Annotated in this window: 12 protein-coding genes; 8 read left to right on the top strand and 4 right to left on the bottom strand. The window is 67.1% G+C overall.

The features are described 5' to 3' along the window. Positions 1–274: 274 nt before the first annotated feature. The gene (locus tag ACQR1D_RS20960) at positions 275–1,693 is read right to left on the bottom strand and encodes an FAD-binding oxidoreductase (RefSeq protein WP_316217705.1); all 1,419 of its coding nucleotides are present in this window, start codon (positions 1,691–1,693) and stop codon (positions 275–277) included. 72 nt (positions 1,694–1,765) lie between these two features. Between ACQR1D_RS20960 and ACQR1D_RS20955 the strand changes: the two genes are divergently transcribed. After that, entirely contained in the window at positions 1,766–2,272 is a 507-nt protein-coding gene (locus ACQR1D_RS20955) for a thioesterase family protein (protein ID WP_434839296.1), read from the top strand. Between the two features lie 37 nt (positions 2,273–2,309). On the opposite strand, the gene ACQR1D_RS20950 is transcribed toward ACQR1D_RS20955, so the two are convergent. Beyond that, positions 2,310–3,527 (bottom strand): alpha/beta hydrolase, encoded by a 1,218-nt coding sequence (locus tag ACQR1D_RS20950; RefSeq protein WP_434839297.1) that lies wholly within the window; start codon positions 3,525–3,527, stop codon positions 2,310–2,312. Positions 3,528–3,808: 281 nt separating this feature from the next. Further along, positions 3,809–5,308 (bottom strand): amidase, encoded by a 1,500-nt coding sequence (locus ACQR1D_RS20945; protein WP_434873164.1) that lies wholly within the window; start codon positions 5,306–5,308, stop codon positions 3,809–3,811. Between the two features lie 260 nt (positions 5,309–5,568). Here ACQR1D_RS20945 and ACQR1D_RS20940 point away from each other — a divergent pair, with 260 nt between their 5' ends. From ACQR1D_RS20940 to ACQR1D_RS20925, 4 genes are all read left to right on the top strand, one after another. Then, a complete protein-coding gene (locus ACQR1D_RS20940) occupies positions 5,569–6,408 on the top strand; it encodes a roadblock/LC7 domain-containing protein (protein WP_315802148.1) in 840 nt (279 codons plus the stop codon). 60 nt (positions 6,409–6,468) lie between these two features. After that, positions 6,469–7,230, top strand: coding sequence for an MBL fold metallo-hydrolase (locus ACQR1D_RS20935; protein ID WP_315802147.1), 762 nt, complete (start codon positions 6,469–6,471; stop codon positions 7,228–7,230). 64 nt (positions 7,231–7,294) lie between these two features. After that, positions 7,295–7,996 carry an OmpA family protein gene (locus ACQR1D_RS20930; protein WP_316181751.1) on the top strand — a complete coding sequence of 234 codons (702 nt, stop codon included), beginning with the start codon at positions 7,295–7,297 and terminating at the stop codon, positions 7,994–7,996. Further along, positions 7,993–8,637, top strand: a complete 645-nt coding sequence (locus tag ACQR1D_RS20925; protein ID WP_315713402.1) for a hypothetical protein — start codon at positions 7,993–7,995, stop codon at positions 8,635–8,637. The genes ACQR1D_RS20930 and ACQR1D_RS20925 overlap by 4 nt, the downstream gene beginning before the upstream one ends. Positions 8,638–8,720: 83 nt before the next feature. On the opposite strand, the gene ACQR1D_RS20920 is transcribed toward ACQR1D_RS20925, so the two are convergent. Then, the gene (locus tag ACQR1D_RS20920) at positions 8,721–8,894 is read right to left on the bottom strand and encodes a DUF1328 domain-containing protein (protein ID WP_315802178.1); all 174 of its coding nucleotides are present in this window, start codon (positions 8,892–8,894) and stop codon (positions 8,721–8,723) included. A gap of 291 nt (positions 8,895–9,185) precedes the next feature. Between ACQR1D_RS20920 and ACQR1D_RS20915 the strand changes: the two genes are divergently transcribed. The 3 genes from ACQR1D_RS20915 to ACQR1D_RS20905 all read left to right on the top strand — a co-directional run bounded on the left by ACQR1D_RS20915 (position 9,186) and on the right by ACQR1D_RS20905 (position 12,931). Next, positions 9,186–11,768: an ATP-dependent helicase gene (locus tag ACQR1D_RS20915; protein WP_315802145.1), complete on the top strand. Its 2,583-nt coding sequence runs from the start codon at positions 9,186–9,188 to the stop codon at positions 11,766–11,768. Positions 11,769–11,843: 75 nt separating this feature from the next. Further along, complete coding sequence (locus ACQR1D_RS20910) at positions 11,844–12,260, top strand: hypothetical protein (protein WP_315802144.1); 417 nt, start codon at positions 11,844–11,846, stop codon at positions 12,258–12,260. Beyond that, positions 12,260–12,931 (top strand): OmpA family protein, encoded by a 672-nt coding sequence (locus tag ACQR1D_RS20905; protein WP_434839301.1) that lies wholly within the window; start codon positions 12,260–12,262, stop codon positions 12,929–12,931. The genes ACQR1D_RS20910 and ACQR1D_RS20905 overlap by 1 nt, the downstream gene beginning before the upstream one ends. Positions 12,932–13,002: the final 71 nt, after the last annotated feature.

The following is a 13,002-nucleotide window of genomic DNA, read 5'->3' as shown; positions in this document are numbered from 1 at the left end:
TGGATCGGACGTGTCGCCGCGCAGGTAGTGCGCTCCCTCTCCCCGTTCTTACGGGTAGTGGGTTGGGGTGAGGCGCAGCCGCGCGTGCGGTCCCAATGACGAGCCTTCGAATTCGCTCATCCTCGTTGCAGCAGTCGGTGCGTTCCGAGAAAGACGGTCAAGCTCCCTCTCCAATACTTCCCATGCCGCTGCCACTCATCCCCACCCTCTCCCCGTAAGAACGGGGAGAGGGAGCGCAGCGTGATCGAGGAGAGAGTTGAGGCCTGATGCGGCTTCAGGCCGGGATGATCTTGCCGGGGTTGAAGATGTTGTGCGGATCGAGCGCGGCCTTCACCGCGCGCATCGCGTCCAGCGCTTCCTCGCCGAGCTCGGACTTGAGGTATTTCTGCTTGCCCTGGCCGATGCCGTGCTCGCCGGTGCAGGTGCCGTCCATGGCCTGGGCGCGCTCGACCAGGCGGTGCATGAACTCGTCGCCGCGCGCCATCTCGTCGGCATCGTCGACGTCGCACATCAAGGAGCAGTGGAAGTTGCCGTCGCCGACATGGCCGACGATCGGCGATGTCAGCCGCAGACGCGCGAGATCCTCCTCGGTCTCGGTGACGCAGTCCGCCAGCCGCGAGATCGGCACGCAGACATCGGTCGCGACCACGCCGACGCCGGGCCGGATCGCCTTCACCGACCAATAGGCGTCGTGACGCGCCTGCCACAGCTTGGTGCGGTCCTCCGGCTTGGTGGTCCAGGCGAAGTCGCCGCCGCCGCACTCCCTGGCAATCTCGGCAAAGTTCTTCGACTGCTCGGCGACCTCGGCCTCACTGCCATGAAATTCCAGGAGCAGCAGCGGCGTCTCCGGCAGGGTCAGCTTGGAATAGGCGTTGCAGGCCTTCACCTGCGCCGCATTGAGCAGCTCGATGCGCGCCATCGGAATGCCGGTCTGAATCGCGAGGATCGTCGCTTGGCAGGCGCCGCGCACCGTCTCGAACGAGCACGACGCCGCCGCGATGGTCTCGGGAATGCCGCGCAGACGGATCGTCATCTCGCAGATGATGCCGAGCGTGCCCTCGGCGCCGATGAACAGGTGCGTCAAATCGTAGCCAGCTGCGGACTTCTTGGCGCGGGTGCCGGTCTTGATGATCTCGCCGTCGCCGCGCACCACCTTCAGCGCCAGCACGTTCTCGCGGATGGTGCCATAGCGCACCGCGTTGGTGCCGGAGGCCCGGGTCGAGGCCATCCCGCCGAGCGAAGCGTCGGCGCCGGGATCGATCGGGAAGAACAGACCCTGGTCGCGCAGATATTCGTTGAGGGTCTTGCGGGTGATGCCGGGCTGGATCACGCAGTCGAGGTCCTCGGCATGCACCTCCAGCACCTTGTTCATGTCGCGCATGTCGATGCAGATGCCGCCCGCGGGGGCGTTGACCTGGCCCTCCAGCGAGGTGCCGGTGCCGAACGGAATGATCGGCACGCCTCGGGGGGCGCAGATGCGGACGACGTCCTGGATGTCGGCGGTCTCCTGCGCCAGCACCACGCCATCCGGCGGCTGCGTCGGCAGCCAGGTCGTGGTATGGCCATGCTGCTCGCGCACGGCCTGCGAGGTGATGAGCCGGTTGCCGAAGCGGGCTGCGAGCGCGTCGAGCGCGCTTTTCAGCGCCTCCGGCGCGGGCCGCTTCAAATCGTGATGGGGGATCGTCGTCGCCACTGCTTCCTCCGAAAGTTGGGCGGACCGTGGCAAAGGACGCAACAGGGGTCAAGGGAGCAAACGGAAGAGCCGATGAGCGATAATGCAGTGCCCACGACGCAAGAGGCCGGGCCGTTCCTGTCACAGGTCATGCAGATCGAGCCGCAATGGATCGACTACAATGGCCATCTCAACATGGCCTATTACAACGTGATGTTCGACCGCGCGATCGACCAGATCTGGGCCGAGCTCGGCATCGGCCCTGCCTACATGACGGAGCGCCAGGGCTCGACCTTCACCGCCGAATGCCACGTGCGCTATTTGCGCGAGATCCATCTCGGCGATCCCGTCCAGGTCGCGGTCTGGCTGATCGCAGCCGACGAGAAGCGGCTGCACACCTTCGAGGAACTGCGCCATGCCGGGGAAGGCTGGGTCTCGGCGACCTCGGAGAACATGTCGGTGCACATCGACATGACCAAGCGCAAGGTCTCGCCGTTTCCGCCGGACATCCAGGCCAACATCGCCCGCGTGCTGCAGGCGCATGCCGCGCTGCCGCAGCCCAACGGGCTCGGCCGCGCCATCGGCATGCCGCGCAAGTAGGACCAACGGGCCATGCGGGCGCGCCGGCGTCCCGCGCTCAGCTCCCGCCGGCCGCCCTCTTCTTCGCAGCACCTGACTTGGCGACGCGCGCCTTCGCGGCGCGCGGCTTGGGACTGGTGGCCCTGACCGGCAAGCGGGCCTGCGGCCGGATGCGGTAGCGCCCCGACCCGGTCGGATCGCGGTTGCCGACCTGGTTCTGCGGCACGCCGCTCAGGACCTGGACGATGTCGTCACGGACGACTGGAAAGATGCGATAATACTGGTGCTCCTGCGGGTCCTGCGCGAACGACGTGACGTCAGAGCAATCCACCGCGGTGACCTTGTCGCTGATGCTGCCCATGTTGTCGGGGCCGTCATTGCCGAGCCGCGGACCGTTGAATTTCGTGCCCGCGCTCAGCGTGTTCAGCACCCAATCCTTGGTCGAGTGATAGACCGTGACGCTGCTCGCGGTGCGCGGCAGATATTTCAGCTTCGCCGGGTCGTCGAACGCATCCGCGTCCTCGTCGGCTGCCGCGAGCACGATCTTGTCGAACGTCCTGCGCAGTCCGGTCAGCGCCGGCTGCGTGCCGTCCATCCGCACCATCGCCGGCACGCTGCCAGCCATGGCCGCGCCGGCCGCGGGATCCGGCATCTGCATCAAGGCCTGCAGCGCGCCGCGCAGGACATAGACGCCCATGCTGTGACAGATGAGATGAATGCTCTGGTTGCAGCGCTCGCTCTCCGGCAGCCCGTCGACGAAATCATAGAGACGCCGCAGCGTGCGTGCCACGGCCGGGCCGGATGCCGCCGCCGTCTTGCGATCGTGCTGGTAGTCCACAAAGGGCAGCGGCACGCCGACCGGCGAGGCCACCGACGGCCAACTGAACACGAACATGTTGGCGTCGATCCCGTAGAACGCCGATATCCACCCGGCGCGTTCGATCGAGTCGACGAAGCTGTTGCTGAAGCCGTGAATGAACGCGATCGTCGGCCGCGCCTTCGCCAGCATGTCGGTACGCAGGGCGCCGAAGATCGTATTGCTGCCGAGGACGGCTCGGGAGCCTTGCGGAAAGATCAGTTGCTCGTCCTCGACATGAAGCGATCCAGGCACCAGGCCATAGCTCGATGCCTGCAGATCGACGGCGATCTCGGCCCGGCCATACCTGATGTTCAAGCCGTTGACGGGACCGAGCTCGGAGCTGAACCCGGTAATCTGATTCGTGCCTTCAGCCGTGATCGGTTGCCTGTTGGTCGCGAAATAGACCGTGACGTTCATGATCCCGCCCTCTGAGAATATCGCCACAAGCATGGCACGGCACCGGACGAGCGGATCGTCGGAAGCGGCGCGAAATGGCTTCCGCACCACGGCAGTCACGCGCGATGGGCCGGATCCGAACAACGTCGCCGTCTGAACAACGTCGCCGAACCGGCGCGGCTTCCGCAACCGCGCTCCACCTCAGATAGAACACCACAAACAGCGCGCACGCAATCGCGATGGATGCGCACGGCGTCTTGCGACGCACGACCGCGCTGCGCAAACCGGCCCATCTCGTCTGGTCAGCCCTGCATCACCCAGTCGGGCAAGCGCGCGAACCAGGGCTGCGCCTGCTCGAGCTGGCGGGCGAGCTGCAACAGTCTCGTCTCGTCGCCGAGCCGGCCTGTGAACTGCACGCCGAGCGGCAGGCCGTCGGCGGTCCAGTGCAGCGGCACGCTCATCGCCGGCGTTCCCGTCAGATTGGCGAGCTGCGTGAACGGGACATATTGCAGGCTGTCGCGGGCGATCTTGTCGATCATGCCGTCGAGCAGGCCCCAGCGCGTCAGCAGCCCGAGCAGGCCGATGCGGTCGAGCATGTCGAGCAGGGTCTGTTCGGCCGTGCTCGGATCGCCCTCGCCGTGCCGGATCGGAGGGTGTGCGAGCGTCGGTGTCAGCAGCAGGTCGTAGCGCGCATGGAAGCGCGCGAGCGCGCGAGCGAACTCGTTCCATTTGAGCAGCTGCGTCGTCAGCGCGCCGGCCGAGATCGCGCCGCCGAGCGTCGACAGCACCCGCGTCAGCAGCTCGAACTCCTCGCGCCTGGCGCCCTTGCCGCGCGCGTCGGCGACCAGCGCCGCGACCTGGCCGAAATAGATGTGCAGGAACGAGGTCGCGAGCGCGGCGCCGTCGATGTCGGGGGTGGCCTCCTCGACCTCGTGACCGAGGCCCCGCAGCAGCTTCACGGCGTTGTCGACCGCAAGCTTCGCCTCGGCATGCACCTCGGTCCCGATCGGCGACGCCGCCGTGTAGCCGATGCGCAAGCGGCCGGGATCGCGGGCGACCGCATTGGCATAGACCACGCCGGGCTCGGCGGTGAGAAAGGGATCGCCGGGCTCGCTGCCCGCGATGACGTCGAGCGCGAGCGCGGTGTCGCGAACGCTGCGCGACAGCACGCCCTCGCTCGAGGCGCCGAACCAATACTCACCGAAGCCCGGGCCCGACGAGATCAGGCCGCGCGACGGCTTCAGCCCGAACAGGCCGCAGCAGGCGGCGGGAATGCGGATCGAGCCGCCGCCATCATTGCCGGCGGCCATCGGCACGACGCCCGAGGCGACCGCCGCTGCAGCGCCGCCGCTGGAGCCACCCGGCGTATGCGCGGGATTCCAGGGGTTGCCGACGCGGCCGAAAGCGCGGGAGTCGCTGACGCCCTTCAGCGCGAGCTCCGGCAGGTTGGTCTTGCCGAAGATCACGAGGCCGGCTTCGAGATACCGCCTGACGACCGAGGCATGCTCGGCGGCCGCGAAGCCGGACAGCGCCTTGCTGCCATAGGCCGTCGGCAGGCCCGCATAGTCCTGGGCACAATCCTTGATCAGGAACGGTACGCCGGTGAACGGGCCGGCGGCGGGCTTGGCAAGCTGCGCACGGGCCTCGCCCTCCATCAGCCTGCAGACGGCGTTGGTCCGCGGCTGGGCCCGCTCGTTCTGTACCAGCGCGAGCTGCAGCAGCTCCGCCGCATGGGTCTCGCCGCCCTTCACCGCGGCGGCAAGCGCCGTTGCATCTCGCTGCACATAGTCCCCGAAGTTCACGCCGCCCTCCCCGCACCGCATTCGTTGCCGTGATCGTAGCTGATTCTGGCTGCAACCGAGGCGCAGTTGCGCCGAACGCGGCGTCAATGCGGCCTCATCGGGGCGATCATGGCGACATGATGATCAACCCCGGTCGACTCGAGGGCCGGATTGCGCAGCTTGGTCCCGATTTTAGTTAATTTGATTCAGATCATTCGTCGCGTCTCTTGTGCCGACCTAACCTTACGCATCGTTAGTTGCGTAGAGTTGACGAGAGAGCGATGGGACGCCTCGCAAGCCTGCTGAGCCGAGCGCACGGTCCGCATGAGGATGCGGCGGCCCTGCCCGTGACCACCGCCGACTACTTCATCCTGCTGTCGCGCGCGATGGAGAACCTGCCGGACTCATCCCCCGAACGCCGAGCCGAAGTCTACCAGTCGGCCCGCCAGGCGCTGGTGACCCAGTTGCAGGCGATGGATCCGCCGGTCTCGCGATCACGCATCAAGGCCGAGCAGCGCGCGCTCGACGACGCGGTTGATACGATCGAGACGCGCGCGCTGACGACACCGGACGGCAGTCCGGAACAGACGACGACGCTGGTCCCGGATGACCCGCTGTATCCCTCCGCCGTTACTGCACAGATCGACATTCCCGCCGCTTCCGTTTCAACAGCTCAAGATGATGACCAGGACCCCGCCATGGCTCAAAGTCAGTTTCATTCCAAGTTTGCCCCGCGCGCCGTCGAGGAGAAGCCGATGTCACGACTCGATGAAATCAACCGCGTCCTGCGCAAGCTGCAGAGCGACTCGTTCGGGGTCGAGGCCTGCGCGCTGATCTCGGAGGACGGGCTGATGATCGCGAGCGTGCTCGCGGCCGACATGGAGGAGACGCGGGTCGCCGGCATGACCGCGACCTTGCTGTCGCTGGGCGGCCGCGCCGCCATGGAGCTCGGCCGCAGCCATCTGCAGGAGGTCATCATCCGCGGCGAGTCCGGCTACGCCGTGCTGGTCAGCGCCGGCCGCGGCGCGCTGCTGCTCGCGCTCACCAACGAGAACAGCAAGCTGGGCTTAACCTTCTTCGACATGCGCGAAGCCGTCCGGTCGCTGCAGAAGGTGCTGTAGCGCATCGTCGTCAATGAGCCGGCGCGCGGCGATCGCGCGGCGCCGGCGGGGAGTCATTTCATGGCCAATACCGTCCTCTATGACGACGGCGTTCACAAGAACATCCTGCTGGAGGATTTCGGCGCCGGCGACCTCGCGGTGCAGGCGAACCAGCATCTGATCATCCACGACCGCATCGGCATGCTGCTCGATCCGGGCGGCCACAAGGTCTATTCCAGGGTGCTCAGCGAGACCTTCAGCGAGCTCGCGGGCGGGCGGCTGAAATATCTGTTCCTGTCGCACCAGGATCCCGACATCGTCGCGGCGATCAACGGCTGGCTGATGACGACCGACGCCGACGCCTACATCTCGGAGCTGTGGACCCGCTTCGTGCCGCATTTCGGCTTCGACCACATCGTCGCCGACCGGCTGAAGCCGATCCCCGATGAAGGCATGGTGTTCGATCTCGCCGGCAGCAGGCTGTATGCGCTGCCGGCGCACTTCCTGCACAGCGAGGGCAATTTCCAGCTCTACGATCCGATCTCGAAGATCCTCTACAGCGGCGACCTCGGCGCTTCGATCGGCGTCGACTACACCGTCGTGCGCGACTTCAAGGCGCATACGCGCTTCATGGAAGGCTTTCACCGCCGCTACATGGTCTCCAACCGCGTCATGAAGGCGTGGGCGCAGATGGTGAGCACGCTCGACATCGAGATCATCGCCCCACAGCACGGCGCGCTGTTTCCGGATGCTGCAATGTCGCGCCAGTTCATCGCATGGTGCGCGGGGCTCGAATGCGGCATCGACCTGATCACGCCGAAGTTCAAGGTACCCGTGGGCTGAGATGCTGGCGCCTTCCCCGAACTCCGTTCCGCCCTCGCCCGCGATGCGCGTCGATGCGTGCACCGTGGCCGGCGAGGAGGCGCCGATCTGGCTCGCCGCGGCCTTCGCCGTCGCCGGCACCCTGATCGCCGTCATGTCGGCAGCGCTCTGGCAGCAAGGCAGCGCTACGCCGCCGGTCGCGACGGCCGCAATGCCGGTGATGGCCGTGCCGCAGCGCGACGACCGCGTTGCCGACGCGGCGCCCAAGCGACGGGAGGCGCGGATCGTCGACCCGGCACCGGTCGCGGCGCCGCCGACGCCGCCCGCGCCCGCTCCCGTCGTAATCGCGCCACCGACTCCGCCGGTCGCCCCGGCAGCGCCCCCGGAGCCCCAGAGCCCCGCGAAGCCTTCCGCCGAGTGCTTCGCCCCGCTGGCGGTCGGCTTCGAGCGCGGCAGCGCCCGACCGAACCCTGCCGACATGAAGCGGTCGCTGGCGATCCTGCAACGCACGCTCGCGCGCCACGGCGATGCGACCATCATCATCGAGGGCCATACCGACGCCAGCGGCACCGAGGATCTGAACGTGCTGCTCAGCTATTCGCGCGCCAAGGAGATCGCGGCCCAATTGAAGCGCGAGGGTCTCCCGGCGCAGCGGATGTCGGTGCGCGCCGCCGGCGCCGGCGAGGCGCGCGGCGATGCCCTGGCGGTCGCGGGCGACCGCAAGGCCGTGCTGCGCATTGCGGGCGTCGATGATTGCAGTCAACTCACAGCGACGAAGCGACCATGACGATCTATGCCATCGTGAGCGGCCTCGGCGCCGCCATCCTGCTGCTGACCTCGGGCTATCTGTTCGGCGCCCGCCAGGGCGCGCTGTCCCGCGAGCTGCTGCGGCGCCAGGTGCAGATGCAGGCGGCCAGCCTCGACCAGTTGCAGGAGCAGAGCAGCCACGACGCCATCGAGCGCGAGACCAGCCTGCGCAGCGCGATCGAGGACGTGCTGGCGCCGCTGGTCGAGCGTGAGCGCATCTCGCTGGATCTGGCGCAGCTCGCGAGCCGGCCGGGCCGGCGCCGCGAGCTGGTGCCGCTGCTCGACCGCATCGCCGAGGTCGGCCGCTTCCAGACCGTGCTGCTCACCAACGAAGAAGGCCTGCCGCTCGCGGCCAATACGACCGCCCACCGCACCGAGCAGCTTGCGGCAGCGGCGACGCGGCTTGCGCTGGTGGCGGAGAAGATCGCCGACGAGACCCACATCGCGCCGTTGTCGGTGATGCTGCGCGACGCCTCCGAGGCGACGACGCTGTGCCGGATCTTCCGCGTGCAGGACCAGACGCTCACTCTGACCGCGCTCTCCAACGATACGCGCCTCGCCTCCGTGGCGCTCGATCCGGCGCTCGCCAAGGTGCAGGTCGCGCTGACGGCGCCGGCCTGACACCTCCTCAAAACGCAAAGAGCGCAGCACCTCTTGCGAGGCACTGCGCCCTTCGCCGACCTCATTGTCAGGGATGAGGCCGACTACACGCGGCTGCGGCCGCGGGCGAGGCCCACGACGGCCGAAACCAGAAACAGCACGACGGCGATGAAGAAGATGATCTTGGCGATCTCGATGGAGGCACCGGCGACGCCGCCGAAGCCGAGAATGCCGGCGATCAATGCGATAACCAGGAAGGTGACAACCCAGCCTAACATGACACGACCTCTGTCTCTCGATTGCGGTTCAAAGCGACGCGGAGCTTGCGCCGTTGCCAGGACAATCGTGGCTCGGAACAAAGGTTCCGGCCGCGCGGGCCGCTAAAATTTCGCGATCTGCCGGAACAAATGCCCACCGAGGCTGGAGCGGCGTCCGTCTGCCCCGATTTAGGGCTGTAAAACGCCGCCGCCGGCCCCATATAGCCGTCAATCCCTGCTATGAGGGCTCCTTCCTGCAGACCTCGCGATGCCGTCATATGATGCCATCCGAGGGACGAGACTGATTCGCTGATGACCGAGCCCAACCGCGTGAGCCCTTTTCCTGCGCCCGACCACCAGCCCGTTGCCGGCGGCATTGCCGCGCGCGCCCGCGCCGCCGCGACCGGTGGTGCACGCTATCTGGCGGGTCTCAATCCGGAGCAGCGCGAGGCGGTCGAGACGCTCGATGGCCCGGTGCTGGTGCTCGCGGGAGCCGGCACCGGCAAGACCCGGGTGCTGACCACGCGCATCGCGCATATTCTGAGCCAGGGCCGCGCGAGGCCGAGTGAGATTCTGTCGGTGACCTTCACCAACAAGGCCGCGCGCGAGATGAAGACGCGGCTGGCCGAGATGCTCGGACAGGCGGTCGAGGGCATGCCGTGGCTCGGCACCTTCCACTCGATCTCCGGCCGCATCCTGCGCAGCCATGCCGAGCTGGTGCAGCTCAAGTCCAATTTCACCGTGCTCGACGTCGATGATCAGATCCGCCTGCTCAAGCAATTGCTGCAGGCCGAGAACATCGACGACAAGCGCTGGCCGGCGCGCATGCTGGCCGGGCTGATCGACGGCTGGAAGAATCGCGGCCTGGCGCCGTCCCAGGTGCCCTCGGGCGAGGCCGCGGTGTTCGCCAACGGCAAGGGCGGCAAGCTCTATGCGAGCTATCAGGAGCGGCTGAAGATTCTCAACGCCGCCGATTTCGGCGACCTGCTGCTCGAGAGCATCCGGCTGTTCCGCGAGAACCCGGACGTGCTCAGGCAATATCAGAGTCGCTTCAAGTTCATCCTGGTCGACGAGTATCAGGACACCAACGTGGCGCAATATCTCTGGCTGCGGCTGCTGTCGCAGGCGCCGTCGTCCTCCGGCTCGTCATTGCCGGGCTCGACCCGGCAATCCATCACGTCTTCGGAAGAAGATGGATCACCGGGTCTCGACGCTCCGCGTCGGCCCGGCGATGACGACAGAAGTGTTGCCGCGCCTAGCTCCGCCCCCGCCCTCAAGAACATCTGCTGCGTCGGCGACGACGACCAGTCGATCTATGGCTGGCGCGGCGCCGAGGTCGACAACATCCTGCGCTTCGAGCACGACTTTCCCGGCGCCAAGGTCATTCGCCTCGAGCGCAACTACCGCTCCACGGGGCACATCCTCGCCGCCGCCTCGCATCTGATCACGCACAACGAAGGCCGGCTCGGCAAGACCTTGCACACCGAGGACGTCGAGGGCGAGAAGGTCACCGTCACCGGCGCCTGGGATTCGGAAGAGGAAGCGCGCGGCATCGGTGAGGAGATCGAGGAGCTGCAGCGCAAGGGCGAGCATCTCAACGACATCGCGATCCTGGTGCGCGCGTCCTACCAGATGCGCGAGTTCGAGGACCGCTTCGTCACGCTCGGCCTGCCCTATCGCGTCATCGGCGGCCCGCGCTTCTACGAGCGCGCCGAGATTCGCGATGCGCTGGCCTATCTGCGCGTCATCAACTCGCCGGCCGACGATCTCGCCTTCGAGCGCATCGTCAACGTGCCGAAGCGCGGGCTCGGCGATGCCACCGTGCAGATGCTGCACGACCACGCCCGCAAGCGCCGCATCCCGCTGTTCGAGGCGGCGCGCGCGGTGGTCGAGACCGACGAGCTGAAGCCGAAGGCACGCGGCTCGCTGCGAGGGCTGATCCTGCAGTTCGAGCGCTGGCGCGCCCAGCGCGAGGTGACGCCACATACCGAGCTCGCCGAGATCGTGCTCGACGAGAGCGGCTACACCGAGATGTGGCAGAAGGACCGCTCGGCCGATGCCGCCGGCCGCCTCGACAACCTCAAGGAGCTCGTCCGCTCGATGGAGGAGTTCGAGAACCTGCACGGCTTCCTCGAGCACATCTCGCTGGTGATGGACCGCGAGGGCGCAGCCGACGAGGAAGCGGTGTCGCTGATGACGTTGCACTCGGCCAAGGGGCTGGAGTTCGACAACGTGTTCCTGCCGGGCTGGGAGGAAGGCCTGTTCCCGAGCCAGCGCACGCTCGACGAACAGGGCCGCGCCGGGCTGGAAGAGGAGCGCCGCCTCGCCCATGTCGGCCTGACCCGCGCGCGGCGTCGCGCCAAGATTTATTTCGCCACCAACCGCCGCATCCACGGCACCTGGACCACGACCATTCCGTCGCGCTTTCTCGACGAGCTGCCCGCGGCGAGCGTCGAGATCACCGAATCGAAGGGCGGCTCGGGCTGGGGCGGTGCTGGCGGCTACGGTCCGTCGCGCTTCGACAACGTCGAATCGTTCGGATCGAGCTATTCCACGCCGGGCTGGCAGCGCGCACAGGCGCGTCGGCCGGGCGCGGCACGCGGTTCGTCGGAGAGCGGCTTCAAGGAAGAGCCGTCGCCGTTCTCGGGCCGTGATCCGTTCGGCAGCGGCTTCGGCGGTAATTTCGGCCGCGGCAAGCGCGGACCGATGACCATCGAGGGCGAGCTGGTGGCGAAATCCACCGGCACGACGTCGGAATTTGCCCTCGACGACCGCGTCTTCCATCAGAAGTTCGGCTATGGCCACGTCGTCAAGATCGACGGCAACAAGCTGACCATCGCGTTCGACAAGGCCGGCGAGAAACACGTCGTCGACAGCTTCGTGCAGCGGGCGTGACCCGGCGGCCACGCCGCCGCACTTCGCCTTGGTTAGGCCTTGACCATGGCAGCGTGCATCGTATGAGATGCAATCATGGTCCGAGGATACATTCTGTTGAGTGTTGCGGTCGCGCTGTGTGTGCCCTCGCTGGCGGCGGCGCAGACGATGAGCTTTGGCGATTCCGCGGGGCTGATCGCCTCGAGCTGCGGCGCAGACATCACCGCCAATTGCCGCGGCGTCAACCTCGACTCCAACCGCCTCAAGGAATGCCTCTCGCGCAACCAGGACGTGGTCTCCGCGCAGTGCAAGGCGACCTATTTCAAGGCGTTCGAGGCGATCCAGAAGCGCATCGCGGCGCGGGTCACGGTCGCCAATGCCTGCCAGCGCGAGATCGTCAAGCTGTGCGGCGGCTCCACGAAGGAAACGAGCAAATCGATCCCGTGCCTGTTGACGGCCAATGGCGTGAGCGCGCGGTGTCAGCAGGCGATGGGCGAAGCGGGGTATCGCTGATGCGGCGGACCGCGAGATCACTGCTGTCGGGGCTGATCGCTGCTTCGCTGGTGGCCGCGAGCGCGCCCGCGTGGTCGCAGGAGCTGAGTCGCGAGGACATCGTGCGCCAGCTCGGCCGCTTCGAAACCGCGCCTGCGCTGGATCTTCCGGCGCTGAAGCAGCAGACGCAGGAGCGTTCCAGGTCGCGCGGGCGCAACGAGCCGCCGCCGCAGAAGCGCCCGCCGATCGCGCCGGAGCTGGTGAATCTGCCGGCCTTCAACGTCGACATCCAGTTCGACGTGGACACGCCGATCGTGCGTCCGGAATCCTACCAGACCGTCGGGCGGATCGCCGATGCGATGGTGTATTCCGACCTGCTGCCCTACACCTTCCTGATCGTCGGCCATGTCGAAGCCAACGGCAAGCGCGAGTCCAACGTCATCCTGAGCCAGCGCCGCGCCGACGCGATCCGCGACATCCTGGCAAACACCTTCAAGATCTCGGTCAAGCGGCTGCAATCGATCGGACTTGGCGAGGAGCAGTTGCTCGACCCGTCCAAGCCGACCGCCGCCGTCAATCAGCAGATCCAGATCATCCCGATCGCAAAAACCGTCGAAGAGGCCGCAGCGCCGCCTTCGCCCCCTGCTCCGACGACGCCCGGCAAGCAGGGCCCCCGCAAGCATCGCAATTGATGCAATTGGGACCCGCGCGCAGGCCATGAACCCGGAGCGCTGCGGGCGCGACTGTTGTTTCAGCAGGTACC

The organism is Bradyrhizobium sp. HKCCYLRH2047, from assembly GCF_051168175.1.
GTDB lineage: Bacteria > Pseudomonadota > Alphaproteobacteria > Rhizobiales > Xanthobacteraceae > Bradyrhizobium.
The sequence above is the reverse complement of the archived record's forward strand: the minus strand, read 5'-3'. Positions and strand labels throughout refer to the sequence as shown.

Excerpts from the sequence above, each read along its gene's own strand:
- ACQR1D_RS20955 (WP_434839296.1), top strand. The coding sequence starts at position 1,766 with ATGAGCGATAATGCAGTGCCCACGACGCAAGAGGCCGGGCCGTTCCTG.
- ACQR1D_RS20950 (WP_434839297.1), bottom strand. The coding sequence starts at position 3,527 with ATGAACGTCACGGTCTATTTCGCGACCAACAGGCAACCGATCACGGCT.
- ACQR1D_RS20940 (WP_315802148.1), top strand. The coding sequence starts at position 5,569 with ATGGGACGCCTCGCAAGCCTGCTGAGCCGAGCGCACGGTCCGCATGAG.
- ACQR1D_RS20935 (WP_315802147.1), top strand. The coding sequence starts at position 6,469 with ATGGCCAATACCGTCCTCTATGACGACGGCGTTCACAAGAACATCCTG.
- ACQR1D_RS20925 (WP_315713402.1), top strand. The coding sequence starts at position 7,993 with ATGACGATCTATGCCATCGTGAGCGGCCTCGGCGCCGCCATCCTGCTG.
- ACQR1D_RS20920 (WP_315802178.1), bottom strand. The coding sequence starts at position 8,894 with ATGTTAGGCTGGGTTGTCACCTTCCTGGTTATCGCATTGATCGCCGGC.
- ACQR1D_RS20915 (WP_315802145.1), top strand. The coding sequence starts at position 9,186 with ATGACCGAGCCCAACCGCGTGAGCCCTTTTCCTGCGCCCGACCACCAG.
- ACQR1D_RS20910 (WP_315802144.1), top strand. The coding sequence starts at position 11,844 with ATGGTCCGAGGATACATTCTGTTGAGTGTTGCGGTCGCGCTGTGTGTG.
- ACQR1D_RS20905 (WP_434839301.1), top strand. The coding sequence starts at position 12,260 with ATGCGGCGGACCGCGAGATCACTGCTGTCGGGGCTGATCGCTGCTTCG.